Genomic DNA, 16,581 nt, shown 5'->3' with positions numbered 1-16,581 from the left:
CTCGCAGGTAACCGCCGGGTAAAACCCGACTAGAGTCGGATCGATGGCGGAGACGATGCGCAGATTGCCCGCTCAGCAGCGCAGCCGGGAGACCGTGCAGCGCATCCTCGATGCGGCCGAACAGCTGCTCGTCACGGTGGGCTACGAGCGCGCGGTGGCCTCTCCGATGGTTCTGGTCGAGGCCGCCGGCGTGAGCAAGGGCTCGTTCTACGCGTACTTCCACAGCCCCGAAATGGCGATGGAGACCGTGGCTCTCGGCTATATGGAACGGTCTACCGAGATGGCCGACGAGTTCGCCGCCGCCGACTACGACCGCTGGGAGCAGGTGGCCGAACGTGCCATCGAGTGCTACAGCGACTACTACCGTTCCCCGGCCGTGCGCGAGCTGTGGCTCAACGGCCATCTGTCGGCGGTGGCCGTGGCGGCCGACGCGCAGGCCAATCTGTACATCGCCGGCCGACTACGCGATGCGATCGTGCGGGTCGCCCCGGCTCAGTCCACCCGGCTGGAGCTCCACCATTGCTCGGTGGCCATCGAGATCCTGGACTATCTGCTGAGATTCGCGTTCCGTAAGGACCCCGAAGGGGACCCGGTCCTGATCAGGGAAGCGGCGGTGGCGATGGTGGCATACCTCAAGACCGCCGTCGACTGATCGGCCGTCACGGCTGCAATGGGTGCACCGCGTACTGGATCACCCGGTACGGCGTGCCGCCACGGGGCGTGGTGTTCCACTGGCTGACGAACACCCGCACCTCGTCGAGAGTCGAGGCCGGCGAGATGTAGCCGCCGTAGGGCTGGGCCAGCCGATTGTCCTGCGGCGCGGGCAATTCCTCGGGGCGTTGCGGCCACGGCGAGCCCACCACCACCGTCGTCACCGGAGCGGCACCGAGCTGGGTCGGGTCAGCCGCCACTCGGACCTCCATGTTGCCGGTGCTGGCATTGAAGTACGACAGCACGGTCCTGCCGTCGATCTGGCGAACACTCATCTCACCCACCCGGTCCGGCCACAACGGGGTCGGCTGACTGTCCCAACCGTCTATCGCCGACCAGCCTTGCCAGGCCGCACGATCGGTGAAGTTCTGTGGCGCAACGCGATAGAGCGTCACGGGTGCGCTGCGGTCGAAGTTGTCGGCGACGATGTACACCCAGCCGCGCTCGGAGTCCGGCGTCGGGATCGGGTCGTAGTAACCGCTGATCTGGGACTGCCCGCCGCCGCCATCCGCGACGTCGCGCACCGATCCCGGCACCGTCGGCCAATTATCCTCCGCGGCATTGGCTTTCACCAACCGCGAGGTGGCGGGTCGCAGGTTGAACGTGGTGGTGACCAGCAGGTAGTTCTCCCGGTTGATCGACACGACCCCGGTGGGAAGTTGCGACGCACCCGCCGGCGCGGGGTCGGCCAGCAGCGGCGCCGCCACGCCGGACACCCCCGTGACGCGGATACCGTCGGGCGCGGTGATCGAATCGGGATCGACGTGCAGCGCGATCGGTGAGTACCAGCCGCCGAAGCCGACGCCCTGCCCGGCGAAGCTGTCGCCACAGACCTGCAGCAGCCTGCTCGGGAACTCCATGAACTCGCACAGATCGGTGGCGCCGATCCCGTAGTCACCGGTTGCGGTACCCGTTCCGGCGACCGGCCCGAGCATCAGCACCTGGCCGGGCTGCAATGTCAGATCGGCGTGCGCGGGTGCTGGGAAGGCCATCGCCGCCACCATCACCGCAGAAACCGCGTTCCGGAAGATGGTCACTCGCACTTTGCCTTCTGGAATGCGGTTTCGGCGTGGGTCAGAGTTGGGCGGCGAGCAGCTCGGCTATCTGAATGGTGTTCAGTGCGGCACCCTTGCGCAGGTTGTCGCCGGAAACGAACAGTGCAAGACCGCGACCGTCGGGCACGCCCGGATCCTGCCGGATCCGGCCGACCAGGGAATCGTCGGCACCGGCGGCGGCCAGCGGGGTCGGCACGTCCACCAGCGTCACGCCGGGCGCGGCGGCCAGCAGCTCCTGGGCTCGCGCCACCGACAGCGGTGCGGCGAACTCGGCGTTGATGGACAGCGAGTGCCCGGTGAACACCGGGACCCGGACGCAGGTGCCCGATACCAGCAGCTCCGGGATGCCGAGGATCTTGCGGCTCTCGTTGCGCAGCTTCTGGTCTTCGTCGGTCTCGCCGGATCCGTCGTCGACGAGCGCACCGGCCAGCGGCACCACGTTGAACGCGATGGGGGCGACGTACTTCACCGGCGCCGGGTAGTTCAGGGCCGAACCATCGTGCACCAGCTGCTCGACCCCGTCGATGACCGCCCGCGCCTGTGACGCGAGTTCTTCCACGCCGGCCAGCCCGCTGCCGGACACGGCCTGATAGCTCGACACGATCAGCCGGGTCAGGCCGGCCTCCTCGTGCAGCGGCTTGAGCACCGGCATGGCGGCCATGGTGGTGCAGTTCGGGTTGGCGATGATGCCCTTGGGGCGTACACCGGCATCCCGGTCGAAGTTGACCTCGCTGACCACCAGCGGGACATCCGGATCCTTGCGCCAGGCCGAGGAGTTGTCCACCACGACCGCACCGGCCGCGGCGAACCGCGGTGCCTGCACGCGCGACATGGTCGCGCCCGCGGAGAACAGCGCGATATCAAGGCCCGACGGGTCGGCGGTCTCGGCGTTCTCGACCTCGATCTCCTGGCCGCGGAAGGTCAGCTTCTTGCCCTCCGAGCGCGGCGAGGCGAAGAACCGCACCGAGCTCGCCGGGAAGTTGCGTTCCTCGAGCAGTGTGCGCATCACCTGGCCGACCTGACCGGTCGCGCCGACCACACCAATGTTGACCATGATTACTAGATCCCCGATCCCGCGTACACAACGGCTTCCTCGTCACCACCGAGACCGAAGGCCTCATGCAGCACCGCGACGGCCTTGTCCAGATCGGTGTCCTTGATCAGCACCGAGATGCGGATCTCGGAGGTGGAGATCAGATCGATGTTGATACCGGCCTCGGCCAGCGTCTCGCAGAACGTGGCGGTGACGCCGGGGTGACTACGCATACCCGCGCCGACCAGGGACACCTTGCCGATGTGGTCGTCGTAGAGCACCTGGGTGAAGCCGATCTCGCTCTGCAGCGAGGTCAGTTTCTGCACCGCACCCGGGCCGTTCTCCCGCGAGCAGGTGAAGGTGATGTCGGTCTTGCCGTCCTCGATCTTGCTGATGTTCTGCAGCACCATGTCGATGTTCACGTCGACATCGGCGACCGCGCGGAACACCTTGGCGGCGTATCCGGGTACGTCGGGCAGCCCGACGACGGTGACCTTGGCCTCGCTGCGGTCGTGGGCGACTCCGGTCAGAATGGCGTCTTCCATGGGGATGTCCTCGATCGATCCGTTGACGATGGTTCCGGGCTTATCCGAGTACGACGAGCGGACGTGTATCGGAACGTTGTAGCGGCGTGCGTATTCCACGCAGCGCAGCATCAATACCTTGGCTCCGCAGGCGGCCATCTCCAGCATCTCCTCGAAGGAGACGTGGTCCAGGTGACGGGCGTTGGGCACGATGCGCGGGTCGGCGGTGAAGATGCCGTCGACGTCGGTGTAGATCTCGCAAACGTCGGCGTCCAGCGCGGCGGCCAGCGCGACCGCGGTGGTATCCGAGCCGCCGCGGCCCATCGTGGTGACGTCCTTGCTGTCCTGGCTGACGCCCTGGAATCCGGCGACCAGCACGATGACGCCCTCGTCCAGCGCATCGCGCAGGCGGCCCGGGGTGACGTCGATGATCTTGGCGTTGCCGTGGGTGCCGGTGGTGACGATGCCGGCCTGCGAACCGGTGAACGAGCGGGCCTGCGCACCCAGGGACTCGATGGCCATCGCGACCAGCGCATTGGAGATCCGCTCACCGGCGGTCAGCAGCATGTCCATCTCGCGGGCCGGCGGGGCCGGGGACACCTGGCGGGCCAGGTCCAGCAGGTCGTCGGTGGTGTCACCCATCGCCGAACAGACCACCACGACGTCATTGCCGGCCTTCTTGGTCTCGACGATGCGCTCGGCGACGCGCCGGATCCGGTCGGCGTCCGCGACCGATGATCCGCCGTATTTCTGCACGACGAGCGCCACTGTGAACCTCTCAACCAGCCGGGGATGTCCTGACAAGGATAAGGGGTCGACGCGCGCGCTTTTACTCCTCCACCTCCGGGGGCCTCCGCCGGCGGCGAAACCGTTTACCCATCGGCAACGCCACGATGCCGTCCACGTAACAGAAACGGAGGTTACTGCCAGTGGTCGGCCCGTCGGGCCGCACATCTGCAGGAGATATTGATGGATACAGGAACCACGGCCTTCATACTCTGTTGCATCATCGGCCTCACGCTGATGATTCCCGGCCTGGCGCTCTTCTACGGCGGCATGGTCTCGGTCAAGAGTTCGACCAACATGATGATGATGACCTTCGGCGCGGTCGCGATCGTCGGCCTGCTCTGGGTGCTGTTCGGCTTCTCGATGGTCTTCGGGACGTCGATGGGCGGCTTCGTCGGCAGCATCACCGAATTCGCCGGCATGACGGATCTACTCGAACCGATGACGACCATCGACGGCCTGCCGATCAGTCTGTTCGCGTTGTTCCAGGCGCTGTTCGCGGCCATCACGGTCGCCCTGATCTCCGGTGCGGTGGCCGACCGGATGAAGTTCGGCGCCTGGATGGTGTTCGCGGCGATCTGGGCGGTGCTGGTCTACTTCCCGGTGGCGCACTGGGTGTTCGCATTCGACGGGGTCGTCACCGAGAACTCGGTGGGTGGCTGGATCGCCAACACCCTGGGTGCGGTCGACTTCGCCGGCGGCACCGCGGTGCACATCAACGCGGGAGCGGCCGCCCTGGCGGTGGCCATCGTGCTGGGCAAGTCCGCGATGTTCGGGCAGCTGCGCAAGCCGCACAACGTGCCGCTCACCCTGCTGGGTGCGGGCATGCTGTGGGCCGGTTGGTACGCCTTCAACGGCGGATCGGCACTGGCGGCGGGCAATTCGGCATCGATCGTCATGGTGACCACGTTTGTGGCGACCTGCGCGGCGGTGCTGGCCTGGCTGGCGGTCGAGAAGATCAAGACCGGCCACGTCACCGGCGTCGGCGCGGCGTCCGGCGCCATCACCGGCTTGGTCGCCATCACCCCCGCCTGCGGCGCGGTCACCCCGATCGGCGCGATCTTCGTCGGCGGTATCGCCGGGGCGATCTGCGTGTACGCGGTGGGCCTGAAAGACAAGTTCGGCTACGACGATTCGCTGGACGTGGTCGGCGTGCACCTGGTCGGCGGCGTCATCGGCACCCTGCTGATCGGGTTCTTCGCCAGCGAGGGCATGCCCAACGGGATCAACGGCCTGTTCTACGGCGGCGGCATCGATCAGCTGTGGAAGCAGGCGGTCGCTGCCGGCGCGGTGATGGCGTACTCGTTCGTCATCGCCTTCGCGATCGCGTTCGCCATCAAGAAGACGATGGGCATCCGCATCTCCCCGGACGAGGAGGAGAAGGGCATCGACGCCAAGTTCCACCGTGATTCGGCGTACGAGCTCGAATTCTCCTGATCCACGACGATTCCCCGGTGGCCGTCGGCCGCCGGGGTTTCCTCGGCTTGCAAGTGTTTCATGACGTGATACTCTGTTTCTTACAAAGAGACGAGTCATAACAAGATGACGAAAGTTCTGGTAACCATGACCACCGATCTCGCCACCCTCGCCGAGCAGTCCGGCACCCGATTCATCCTCGCGCTGTTCGTCGACCTGCGCGGAAAGCCCTGCGCCAAGCTGGTTCCCGTCGAAGCCGTCGACCAGCTGGCCACCGAGGGCGTCGGCTTCGCCGGCTACGCCGTCGGTGCGATGGGCCAGGAACCCAAGGATCCCGACCTGATCGCCGTACCGGATCCCGCCTCGTTCACCCCGATTCCGTTCATCAAAGAGGGACTGGCACTGGTGCACTGCGACCCGCACGTGGCGGGCAAGCCGTGGCCGTACGCGCCGCGGGTGATTCTCAAGAACCTGATCCAGCAAGCCGCCGACGCCGGCTTCGAGCCCTGGGTCGGCGCCGAGGTGGAGTATTTCCTGCTCCGCCGCGCCGCCGATGGCTCGCTGGTCACCGCCGACGCCGACGACACCGCCGCCCAACCGTGTTACGACGCCCGCGGCGTCACCCGGATGTATGACCACCTCACCGCGATCTCGACGGCGATGAATTCGCTGGGTTGGTCGAACTACGCCAACGACCACGAGGACGGCAACGGCCAGTTCGAGCAGAACTTCGCCTTCGCCGAAGCTCTGGTCACCGCCGACCGGGTGGTCACCCTGCGCTACCTGCTGTCCATGATCGCCGCCGAACGGGACATGGTGGCCACTTTCATGCCCAAACCGTTCGCCGACCGCACCGGCAGCGGCCTGCACTTCCACCTCTCGCTCACCAGTGCCGGCAACCCGGTGTTCCCCGCCGAAGCCGACGACCGCGGGCTGGGCCTGTCCGAGACGGCGTATGCGTTCATCGCCGGGATCCTCGAGCACGCGTGCGCACTGCAATCCGTCATCGCACCGACGGTCAACTCCTACAAGCGAACCGGCGCCACCACCACGGCGTCGGGCGCATCGTGGGCACCGCGCAAGCCCAGCTATGGCGGCAACGACCGCACCCATTACATCCGGGTGCCCGACAACCAGCGTGTCGAACTGCGCGGCGGGGACGGCTCTGCCAATCCCTATCTGGCGATCGCCGCCGCACTCGGGGCCGGCCTCGACGGCATCAAGCGCAGTCTGAACCCCGGCGCGGTCGGTGCCCAGGGGCCGGCGAACCTGCCACCCACCCTGTTGCACGCCATCGACGAGCTGGACGCCGACCCGGTGGTGTCCGGGGTGCTCGACGCCGCCGGTGACGGGGTGGCCACCTACTTCGCCGGCATCAAGCGCGAGGAGTTCTTCACCTACCACGGCACCGTCACGCCGTGGGAGGTCGATCAGTACCTGACCGCCTTCTAGAAAGGAACGCTATGTGCGGGATCGTGGGTTTGCACCTGCGCACACCTGAGCTCTATCCCCGGCTGGGAGAACTGCTCAGCGGGATGCTCGGTGAAATGTCGGACCGGGGGGCTGATTCGGCCGGGGTCGCGGTCTACGGGGACCCCATGTGGTCGCCGCCGGGACGCGGTTGCGTGTCGGTGACCGATATCGAAGTGGTACCGGATCTCGGAGCCGATGTCGATGTGGTGCAGGTGGATTCGAGCTACCTGCTGTCGGCCGACATGCCCTCCGAGGCACTGCTGGAACGGGTGCGGCTGTCCTACCCGGGGGCGCTGATCGCCGGTTTCGGCGCCGACCTGGCAGTGCTCAAGGGGGTCGGGCATCCGCGGGCGCTGACCGACGCGTGGGGCCTGTCCAAGGCTCAGGGCTGGCAGGGTGTCGGGCACACCCGGATGGCCACCGAGTCGGCGGTGACGCCGTCGGGCTGCCATCCCTATACCGTCGGCCCGCAACAGTGCCTGGTGCACAACGGATCCTTCGCCAACCACGCCACCATCCGCCGCGACCTGCGCCGGGCCGGGGTGGTTTTCGACAGTGAGAACGACACGGAGGTCGGTGCGCGCTTCGTCGCGCAGCAACTGGCCGCCGGCCGTGATGTCGAGACCGCGTTGAAGGAGCTCTGCGCGACCTTCGACGGTTTCTACACCCTGCTGGTCTCCAACCACGATTCCTTCGCCGTGGTCCGCGACGCCATCGCCTGCAAGCCCGCCGTCATCGCCGAGACCGCCGACTGGGTGGCGATGGCCAGCGAGTACCGCGCGCTCTCCGAGTTGCCCGGTGTCGAATCGGCCAGGATCTGGGAACCCGAACCGGAGGTGGTGTACGCATGGACACGCTAGTCCAATACGATTTGGCCACAACGCCTCTGCGCGAGGTCAACGCGGCCCTGCACAAGACCGGCATCACCGGCGAGTACGCCATCGACCATCCCGACGGCGCACACAATGTCGCGGTGGGGGTGAACGCGCCGGTGCGCGTCACGGTCAACGGTCACGTCGGCTACTACGCGGCCGGCATGAACCAGCACGCCGAGATCGTCATCAACGGCAACGCCGGAACCGGCGTCGCCGAGAACATGATGAGCGGCACCGTGCGGGTCAACGGCAACGCCTCCCAATCCGCCGGGGCCACCGCCCACGGCGGCCTGCTGGTCATTCAGGGAGACGCGGCCGCGCGCTGCGGGATCTCGATGAAGGGCATCGACATCGTGGTGGGCGGCGACATCGGCCACATGAGCGCGTTCATGGCCCAGGCCGGGCGCCTGGTGGTCCGCGGTAATGCCGGTGAGGCTCTGGGGGATTCGATCTACGAGGCGCGCATCTACGTGCGTGGCGCGGTCTCCTCACTCGGCGCGGACTGCGTCAAGAAGGACATGCGGCCCGAGCACCACGCCGAACTGGCCGAACTCCTCACCGCGGCAGGATATTCCGATGATACCACGGAATACACCCGGTACGGATCGGCGCGCAACCTCTACCACTTCCACGTCGACAATGCGAGTGCCTACTGATGCGTGAATCCGCCACCTTCGATCGAAACACGATCGCCGATATCCAGCGCGCCGCCGAAACCGGCATCTACGACATCCGCGGATGGGGCGCGAAACGCCCGCTGCCGCATTTCGACGACCTGCTGTTCCTCGGCGCGTCGATGTCCCGCTACCCACTGGAGGGCTACCGCGAACGGTGCGGCACCGATGTGGTGCTCGGTAGTCGTCACGCCAAACACCCGCTGCACCTCGATATCCCGGTCACCATCGCCGGGATGAGCTTCGGCGCGCTGTCCGGGCCGGCCAAGGAGGCCCTGGGCCGCGGCGCGAGCGAGGCCGGCACCTCGACGACCACCGGCGACGGCGGCATGACTCCCGAGGAACGCGGTCAGAGCAAGCACCTTGTCTATCAGTACCTTCCGTCCCGCTACGGGATGAACCCCGATGACCTGCGCAAGGCCGACGCCATCGAGATCGTGCTCGGACAGGGCGCCAAACCCGGCGGCGGCGGAATGCTACTGGGGCAGAAGATCTCGCCGCGCGTCGCGCAGATGCGCACGCTGCCCGAGGGTATCGACCAGCGCAGCGCCTGCCGCCACCCCGACTGGACCGGGCCCGACGACCTGACCATCAAGATCAACGAGCTGCGCGAGATCACCGACTGGGAAAAGCCCATCTACGTGAAGGTCGGCGCGACCCGCACCTACTACGACGTCAAGCTCGCGGTGCACGCCGGCGCCGATGTCGTGGTGGTCGACGGGATGCAGGGCGGCACCGCCGCCACCCAGGATGTCTTCATCGAGCATGTCGGCATTCCGACCCTGGCCGCGGTCCCGCAGGCCGTCCAGGCGCTGCAGGAACTGGGAGTCCACCGGGCCGGGGCGAGCGGAGCTGGCGGAGCGACGGGAAACGGTGGAGTCCAGCTGATCGTCTCCGGGGGCATCCGCACCGGCGCCGACGTGGCCAAGGCCCTCGCCCTGGGTGCCGACGCCGTCGCGATCGGCACCGCGGCACTCATCGCGCTCGGCGACAACCATCCCCGCTATGAGGCCGAGTACCAGAAGCTGGGCAGCGCAGCCGGTTTCTACGACGACTTCCAGGACGGGCGCGACCCTGCCGGTATCACCACCCAGGACCCCGAGTTGGCGGCCCGCTTCGACCCGGTCGAGGGGGGACGCCGGCTGGCCAACTACCTGCGCGTGCTGACCATGGAGGCCCAGACCATCGCCCGGGCCTGCGGCAAGGCGCACGTCACCCATCTGGAACCCGAGGACCTGGTCGCGGTCACCATCGAAGCCGCCGCCATGGCCCGGGTACCGTTGGCCGGCACTGAGTGGATTCCAGGCCGGGGCCCGGGAGCAGGGTTGTGAGCCAGACCGCGGACGTCGTCATCGTCGGCGGCGGGCTGGAGGGCGCCGCGGCGGCCTGGGCACTGAGCCAGCGCGGCGTCACCGATGTGCTTGTCGCCGAACGTAACACCGTCGGGTCCGGGATGACCGGCAAGTCCAGCGGCATCGTGCGCTGCCACTACGGGGTCAGCTCGCTGGCCGCGATGGCGGCGTCCAGCCTGGAGGTGTTCGAGAAGCCGCAGCAGTTCCTCGGCGATCACGCCAGCGATATCGGGTTCCGGCAGACCGGCTACGTCGTCGGCGTCGGCGCCCCCAACGTCGAGGCGATGCGCAAGAGCCTTGCGGCGCAACGCGCCGTCGGGGTGCAGACCGAGGAGATCGACGCCGACGAGGTCGCACGGATGTGGCCAACCGCCGATCTGAGCCCGTTCGCGGCGTTCGGTTGGGAGGCCCGCGGCGGGTACGGCGACGCCTACCAGACCGCGCAGGCGTTCGCGGTGTCGGCGCGCGCCGCCGGGGTCCGAATCCGGCAGGGCGCCAACGTGACCGAGCTGCTGGTCGACGGTGACCGCGTCACCGGGATCAGGATGACCGACGGCACCGAGGTCGCGGCCGGCACCGTCGTGGTCGCCACCGGCGCCTGGACGCACCCCTTCCTGGTCCGTTACGGCATCGACGTGCCGATCCGGGTGGTCCGCGAGCAGATCGTCACCATCTCCCCCGGGCTGGATCTCGGGCCGGTGCCGGTGTTCTCCGATCTGGTCTCGCTGCAATACGTCCGCCCGGAACTCGGCGGGGAGATCCTGTTCGGCAACAGCGACCTCGCGCACTGCGAGGACGCCGACCCCGACGACTACCTGAACCGCGCGACCGACAGCTTCGTGGAGATGACGGTCGACAAGGTCGGTACCCGGTTCCCGGGGTTGACCGACGCCTCGATCACCGGCAGCTACGCGGGCTGCTATGACGTCACCCCGGACTGGAACCCGGTGATCTCTGCTGCCGGCCCGGACGGTCTGATCGTGGCTGCCGGATTCAGCGGGCACGGCTTCAAGATCGCGCCTGCGGTCGGGCGCCTGGTCGCCGACCTGGTGACCGAGGGTAGAAGCGCCGACGCGCGGATTCCGGAGACCGACTTTGCGCTCTCCCGGTTCACCGATGGCACACTGCTCAGAAGCCCGTATCCGTATGTGGGTGCCGGGGAGATGCGTTAGACGACAGGGGGCCGGCCGTGAGTGACGTTCCGCTGCTGCGCAACCAGTCCGGAACGGCACGCGAGCGGGACCCGCACGAGCCGGTCGAGGAACTGGAGTTCGAGGCCGCGATCGGCCGCAATGTGCGCCAGCTGCGCCAGCAGCACGGGCTGACCGTCGCCGAGATGGCGGCCCGGGTCGGCATCTCCAAGGCAATGATGTCCAAGATCGAGAACGCACAGACCTCGTGCAGCCTGTCCACCCTGGCACTGCTGGCGCGCGGCCTGGACGTGCCGGTGACCAGCCTGTTCCGCGGCGCGGACGTGGAACGCCCGGCCGCGTTCGTCAAGGCCGGGACGGGTGCGGAGATCGTACGCAACGGCACCAAACAGGGCCATGAGTACCAGCTGCTGAGCTCACTGCGCGGGGAGCACAAGCGCCTGGAGTGCCTGCACGTCACCCTGACCGAGAAGAGTCAGACCTACCCGCTGTTCCAGCATCCCGGCACCGAGTTCATCTACATGCTCGAAGGCGTCATGGACTACAGCCACAGCCGGTCGGTGTACCGGCTGCACGCCGGGGACTCACTGCAGATCGACGGCGAGGGCGCGCACGGGCCGGTGGACCTGGTCGAGCTGCCCATCCGGTTCCTGTCGGTGATCGCGTTCCCGGACTCGCAGGTGTAGGTCGGGTTCACCGAGGTGTGCCGCGGTTCCAGCCCGGCTCCTGGACCAGTCGATCATCTTGTTCGCGGGATCAGCAAGACCCGGCGAACTCGACCGCAGCTAAGGCGTCAGCCAACAGCTACTCGTACTGCGTGGGCGTGATCTCGTAGTACTCCTCGTAGTCCAATGCGGCACTGCGAACCGGGATCGACGGGTATCGGCCCAAAAGTACGCGTGAGCCGCGCCGCGCCGCGCCGAGACGCTTTGGCTTTGGCTTTGGCTTTGGAGTACTGCACCGTTCGCCACCTGTGCTTCGATGCTCACTTTGGTCAAGCCGAGGGCTTTACCTCATCTGGAAACCCTTCGAGAAGAATCTGATTGAGCTCGCTGTAGGACAAAGTTAGTAGGTGGCTGTACGGTCGATCGCCAAGCGCCATGACGCTGTACACCTCGTGATTGTCACGCACTCGGTACGTCACCTCGCTGTCGCTGACAATGGTCTCCTCGACGTTCGGAGCCAGGCCTAGATCCATCCAGGTCCAACTCACGGGCTCCATTCGGAGGTCAATGCGCAGATAGTCCCCGATGGCGGCGATGATGAACTTCCCAGCATCTTCAAGGCGCGAGAAGAATCCCTGGTGACTCATCACCGGGTCGCTTCGCCGTTCAGTTGACGCTTGTAGAAGATCGAATCCTTCACCGCGTTTCACAATCACAAAGGCAGACCAGTCGGGGTGAGGGTAACCGTCTCTGAACCAGAGTTCGTCGCCCTCCCAGTCGGGTTCGTCGCGAGATGCTTTACCCATGCGCGCATAGATACCGCGCCACGCGTTGTATTGGCCAATCAAGATATCGGCGCCCTGAAAGTCCATTGTTTCAGTCATGCACCGGCCCGCCTCACCCACAACCTCATGGCGTTGTCTCTCTTAGCATCCTGGCGCGGATCAGATCCTCCACCTTTACTGGATAGCCTGTCTTGTTGTCGATCACAACCCATTGCTCCGCTCCGCCCGGCTGCCCGAAGGCAGACTTCGCCGGACCATGCTGGACCACCCAATCCTTGCCGTCGGGAACAGGCCGACCGGTGCCCTCGAAAGTGTGATACTGAGCCGCTGCTCCTGGTGCCATCGCTCGTTCAGCCATAGGCGCTCCCTCATCGGCCATGAATCCCCCGCCGTTAAAACCGAGACGGTCGAGTTGATGGCCACTTGGGATGCTGTCAGACTCCACCGGATCCCCGGCGAATCCGTTGTTAGGTGCTTGATTCTGCCAGTCCCAAGCAAGATTGCCGTTCTGGTCCGTAGTTCCGAATTCACTCCGAAAGTCTGCCGGTTCACGGCCTGCGAGCGGATCGTATCCATCCAGCACACTAGCGGGGACACCTCCGTCCGCTAGCCGCTGAATCTCGGCCGCGGGATCCGAGAGAATACGTATTGCGTCTTCCGCCGGAAGTGCATAATCGATACCAGCGACTTTGGGCTGTGTGTCGAGCGCAGGAGGTGTGTCATCGCTAGATGGAGGATCAGAAAGATCCCTATCGTTCGATCCGTCGCTGTCAGCGCCTGTCGCCTCAGACTTCCCCTCGTGCGTTCCACTGGCGCCTCCGGCATCACTGCCGCCGTCCTCTGAACCGCTGCCGCTGCCGCTGCCAGTCCCGGACGAGCCGGCGCCACCGCCCGATTGACTGCTAGATGAGGCTTCAAAATCTGGGTTCTTTTGCCCAGCATCGGGTTCAGGCGACAATCGGTCATCGCTGCTCGAGTTCGAAGAACCTTCGGAATTCGGTGAACCACTGGTGTGACTGGACCCCCCACCGTTCAGAGTCTGGCTACCCGGACCATCGCCGCCACCTGCAGGGCTCGGTCCCGAAGTCGACTGGCTCGCCCCCGGCGAACCCTGCGAATCGGTAGACGAGCTAATCGACGGGGACAACGGTCCCCCACCCGACGGCCTGCTCGGGCCGTCGCCGCCGTCGGGACTGGGCGAACCACCCGTCGGGACAGTGCCACCGGACGACGGACCACCGCTGCTCCCACCCGGATTGGGCGATCCGCCAGTAGGAGCGGGGCCGCTGGATGACGGACTGCCGGGCCCGGCGCGCCCGCCGGGCTGGCTCGGTCCAGAGCCATTGGGCGACGGCACGGTTGCCGCAGGACCGCCACCCGAGCCGGACCCCGGAGACGACGGGGCAGATGCCGTGGAGCCCGTCGGACCACCGGGTCCCAGCACCGAGCCGGGAATGCCCGGTGGCGGGGTGAACTCCGGAATATTGGGCGCGCCAGGCGCATCCGGAAGCTCGGGCATATCCGGCGTCCGGTTGCCGCCCAGCCCCGGAATCCGACCGAGCCCCTCCAGGCCCTCGCCGTCGAGCAGACGGCGAGTCGCTGCCAGCCCCTTGGCCACTGACCCACCCTTGGCCAGTGCGCCACCGGGAATGAACAGCGATCCGATGTTGCCGAGCGCCTCACCTACCCCCAGTGCCGGGTTGTCACCGGTGATCACATCCCATGCGATGAACTCGCTACCGGACTGCTTGAGGACGTCGTCGATCTTCGTCGGGTCCTTGGCAATAATGATGGCGGTGTCCGCCAGGCCCTTCCAGGTGTCGGGATCGGCGAGGGCCACGGTGCCCGATACGAGGCCGATCACGGCGACCCCCAGGCCTGCCTGCAGACTGGTAGAAATCCTCACGGCGTCGGCCAGCTCATTGCCCACGCTGTCGCCGAAAGCCCCCACCAGGACCGGGCGTATCCACTTCTGGAAGCCCTCGGCGGCCTCCCGGAGCAGGTTCTGCAGCTCGGAGAGCAACCCGAGAACACCCTGGACCTGATTCTGGAAGTTCTCCAGAACGGTACCGACGTCATCTGCGATCTCTCGCAGTATGTTCCCGCCCTCACCGCTCAGCATCCCGGTCACCGAGTCCCAGATGCCGCCGAAGGAAAGCCGATCCAGCAGATCCCGGATTGCGTCCTGCGTTTCCTGCACGCCTTTCGCAAAATCCGTTATCGCAGTGGATATGTCGCCAGCAATGCCAGCTAGCGTGTTGGCCCCATCTCCCAAATCCTTCAGAGCCTTCGTCATCTGACCAGCCTCGGGGACGTCCTGCGCCCCGGCCGCCATCGCCGCCGACTGCAACGCGGGTTCGAAGATCCTCAGACCACGCGCGATGTTGGCCCACTGCGCCGCAGTGACATTCATCATCCCGGAGTTACCGGACGGCCACGTCAGCGCTACCCCAAGAAATGGGACCATGGTCAGAAACGGCTGGATGACCGCCCATCCCGGCGGCGGCGGCACATAACCCGTGACCGAGGTGTACGGGGTGTCACCCGGCTTCGTCTCTGCCTGCTCACCACTCACTGCGCCGCTGGGTCCCGACCCGCCGGCCGCCGACGCCTGATCGGCATGCTGATAGTTGAAGCCCGTGGCCTCCAACATGCGCCCGACACCCTTATAGGCGTTGGCCAGTTGCGCAAGATAATTGGCGACATCATCTGCCTGCCGGCCATAGCTGATACCGAAGTTCAACCCCGCCGGATCGGTCCCCGACGCGATACCGCCGGCCAACATCTGCCCCATCGCGTCCGACAGCGCGCCGAGTTGGGCGCCGAGAGCGCCGACTTGTTTACCCGCATCGATGAGTGCCTGCGGTTCTACCTCGATCCGCACCCGATCAGCCCGCCCACATCTTCTCGTTCTTGTCGACGGCGTCGGTGTAATTCTTGTGCGCGTTCTCGGCGACCTTGCGCAACGCCTCCAGCGCCGTCTTCATCTGCTCGGCGCCGTCCTCCCACTGCTGCTGGGACTGCGCCTGCGTGTCCGAGGCCTGCCCTTCCCAGTTGGCCCGCAGGGCGGCCATCGCCTGGTCGATCTCGTCGAGGGTCTCGGCGACCTCGCGGCCGAACTGCTCCATGTGATCGATGGCACCCTGCAGTTGCGGGAAGTCCACCACCAGCTTCGTCATCAGAGTTCCCCGGGCGACGGCTCAGACTCCGCCGAGTCCGCCGACGGCGGCTCGACCGGTGCCCCACCCGTCGGCGCTTCGCCTCCGGACGCACCACCCGGTGCATCCCCGGCATCATCGTCGGTTGTCGCCTCGGCTTGCGCCTCCTGGGCAATCTGCGTCGCCATCTGCACCGCCTGCTGGGCCGCCCCGGCCGCCATCTGCCCGGCCTGCATCAGCCCGCCCGCCAACTGGCCGGCAACCTGCGCCGGGATTCCGGCCGCCTGTGACAGCGGGGCCATCGCCTGGCCGAGGTTCATCTGCTCGGCCAACCCGGGCGACGAACCGCCAGAACCGCCGGTGTGACCGCCCGCGGAGGCGGAGTGGGCACCGGAGGCAGCGGAGGCGGGAGCGCCACCACCGGCCGGGGCGCCGCCCCCACCGCCCTGCATGGTCGTGTCGAGCGCACCACCGGCCTGCTCATCGGCGGCGTCATAGCTCCTGGCCGCCGCGTCTAGGGCCTGCGACATGGTCTGCAGCGCCCGCACCACCTGGCCTGCACCGTTGTGCCACTGCTCCCAGTACTTGTCGAAGGCCGTCGCCGCCTCGCCCTTCCAACCGGAGGCGAGCAGGTTGCTGGTCTCCAGATCCACCGCGGACAAGCCGTCCTGCAGCCGCTGCCCCGCCGCCTGCAGACGGTTCGCGGCCACGTGCAGCTCCGAGGTCACAACCTCGACCGACTCACCCATCCGTCCCCCGAAAATCGTCGCTTCCTTAGCACCCTAAGCCGGGGAAGCGGCCCCGGTGCGCACCAATTCCGGGTAGCCGTTTTGGCCTTCGGCGCACCCGGAGTACAGTTGCCTGCGTGCAGCGGGTGCTCCTTCTCGGACGCCGCGACGGGGTCTGATCCAGACTGGCCTCCC

General features: G+C 66.7%; 15 protein-coding genes. 8 read left to right on the top strand and 7 right to left on the bottom strand.

Annotated elements, in window-relative coordinates; all coding sequences use genetic code 11:
- Nucleotides 1-43 precede the first annotated feature (43 nt).
- A complete protein-coding gene (locus A7U43_RS05390) occupies nucleotides 44-652 on the top strand; it encodes a TetR/AcrR family transcriptional regulator (protein ID WP_082902029.1) in 609 nt (202 codons plus the stop codon).
- Between the two features lie 7 nt (nucleotides 653-659).
- Here the strand turns inward: A7U43_RS05390 and A7U43_RS05385 are convergent, their stop codons facing one another.
- The 3 genes from A7U43_RS05385 to A7U43_RS05375 all read right to left on the bottom strand — a co-directional run bounded on the left by A7U43_RS05385 (nucleotide 660) and on the right by A7U43_RS05375 (nucleotide 4,091).
- The gene (locus A7U43_RS05385) at nucleotides 660-1,715 is read right to left on the bottom strand and encodes a DUF4185 domain-containing protein (protein WP_082902371.1); all 1,056 of its coding nucleotides are present in this window, start codon (nucleotides 1,713-1,715) and stop codon (nucleotides 660-662) included.
- Between the two features lie 70 nt (nucleotides 1,716-1,785).
- Complete coding sequence (locus A7U43_RS05380; protein ID WP_067992038.1) at nucleotides 1,786-2,820, bottom strand: aspartate-semialdehyde dehydrogenase; 1,035 nt, start codon at nucleotides 2,818-2,820, stop codon at nucleotides 1,786-1,788.
- A gap of 5 nt (nucleotides 2,821-2,825) precedes the next feature.
- Nucleotides 2,826-4,091, bottom strand: a complete 1,266-nt coding sequence (locus A7U43_RS05375; RefSeq protein WP_067992035.1) for an aspartate kinase — start codon at nucleotides 4,089-4,091, stop codon at nucleotides 2,826-2,828.
- Between the two features lie 201 nt (nucleotides 4,092-4,292).
- On the opposite strand from A7U43_RS05375, the gene A7U43_RS05370 reads away from it, so the two are divergent.
- From A7U43_RS05370 to A7U43_RS05340, 7 genes are all read left to right on the top strand, one after another.
- Nucleotides 4,293-5,546 carry an ammonium transporter gene (locus A7U43_RS05370; protein ID WP_067992032.1) on the top strand — a complete coding sequence of 418 codons (1,254 nt, stop codon included), beginning with the start codon at nucleotides 4,293-4,295 and terminating at the stop codon, nucleotides 5,544-5,546.
- 126 nt (nucleotides 5,547-5,672) lie between these two features.
- Entirely contained in the window at nucleotides 5,673-6,977 is a 1,305-nt protein-coding gene (gene glnT, locus A7U43_RS05365) for a type III glutamate--ammonia ligase (RefSeq protein ID WP_067992029.1), read from the top strand.
- An 11-nt stretch (nucleotides 6,978-6,988) separates the two neighbouring features.
- Complete coding sequence (locus tag A7U43_RS05360) at nucleotides 6,989-7,858, top strand: class II glutamine amidotransferase domain-containing protein (protein WP_067992026.1); 870 nt, start codon at nucleotides 6,989-6,991, stop codon at nucleotides 7,856-7,858.
- Complete coding sequence (locus A7U43_RS05355) at nucleotides 7,846-8,529, top strand: protein glxC (protein ID WP_067992023.1); 684 nt, start codon at nucleotides 7,846-7,848, stop codon at nucleotides 8,527-8,529. The genes A7U43_RS05360 and A7U43_RS05355 overlap by 13 nt, the downstream gene beginning before the upstream one ends.
- Complete coding sequence (locus A7U43_RS05350) at nucleotides 8,529-9,878, top strand: FMN-binding glutamate synthase family protein (protein WP_067992020.1); 1,350 nt, start codon at nucleotides 8,529-8,531, stop codon at nucleotides 9,876-9,878. The genes A7U43_RS05355 and A7U43_RS05350 overlap by 1 nt, the downstream gene beginning before the upstream one ends.
- Complete coding sequence (locus A7U43_RS05345; protein WP_067992017.1) at nucleotides 9,875-11,071, top strand: NAD(P)/FAD-dependent oxidoreductase; 1,197 nt, start codon at nucleotides 9,875-9,877, stop codon at nucleotides 11,069-11,071. Before A7U43_RS05350 ends, A7U43_RS05345 begins: the two co-directional genes overlap by 4 nt.
- Nucleotides 11,072-11,088: 17 nt before the next feature.
- On the top strand, nucleotides 11,089-11,736 hold the full coding sequence (locus A7U43_RS05340) for a helix-turn-helix domain-containing protein (RefSeq protein WP_067992014.1): 648 nt from the start codon (nucleotides 11,089-11,091) through the stop codon (nucleotides 11,734-11,736).
- Nucleotides 11,737-12,044: 308 nt separating this feature from the next.
- Here A7U43_RS05340 and A7U43_RS05335 read toward each other — a convergent pair whose 3' ends face one another.
- From A7U43_RS05335 to A7U43_RS05320, 4 genes are read right to left on the bottom strand one after another with little or no spacing between them, the layout of a single operon-like run.
- A complete protein-coding gene (locus A7U43_RS05335) occupies nucleotides 12,045-12,599 on the bottom strand; it encodes a hypothetical protein (protein WP_156525849.1) in 555 nt (184 codons plus the stop codon).
- Nucleotides 12,600-12,624: 25 nt separating this feature from the next.
- Nucleotides 12,625-15,384 carry a TNT domain-containing protein gene (locus A7U43_RS30580; RefSeq protein ID WP_067992008.1) on the bottom strand — a complete coding sequence of 920 codons (2,760 nt, stop codon included), beginning with the start codon at nucleotides 15,382-15,384 and terminating at the stop codon, nucleotides 12,625-12,627.
- A 4-nt stretch (nucleotides 15,385-15,388) separates the two neighbouring features.
- Entirely contained in the window at nucleotides 15,389-15,679 is a 291-nt protein-coding gene (locus tag A7U43_RS05325) for a WXG100 family type VII secretion target (protein ID WP_082902028.1), read from the bottom strand.
- The gene (locus tag A7U43_RS05320) at nucleotides 15,679-16,407 is read right to left on the bottom strand and encodes a WXG100 family type VII secretion target (protein ID WP_067992005.1); all 729 of its coding nucleotides are present in this window, start codon (nucleotides 16,405-16,407) and stop codon (nucleotides 15,679-15,681) included. The genes A7U43_RS05325 and A7U43_RS05320 overlap by 1 nt, the downstream gene beginning before the upstream one ends.
- Nucleotides 16,408-16,581: the final 174 nt, after the last annotated feature.

It is taken from the genome of Mycobacterium adipatum (genome assembly GCF_001644575.1).
Taxonomy (GTDB): Bacteria; Actinomycetota; Actinomycetes; order Mycobacteriales; family Mycobacteriaceae; genus Mycobacterium; species Mycobacterium adipatum.
This window is presented reverse-complemented; position numbering and strand designations above follow the sequence as displayed.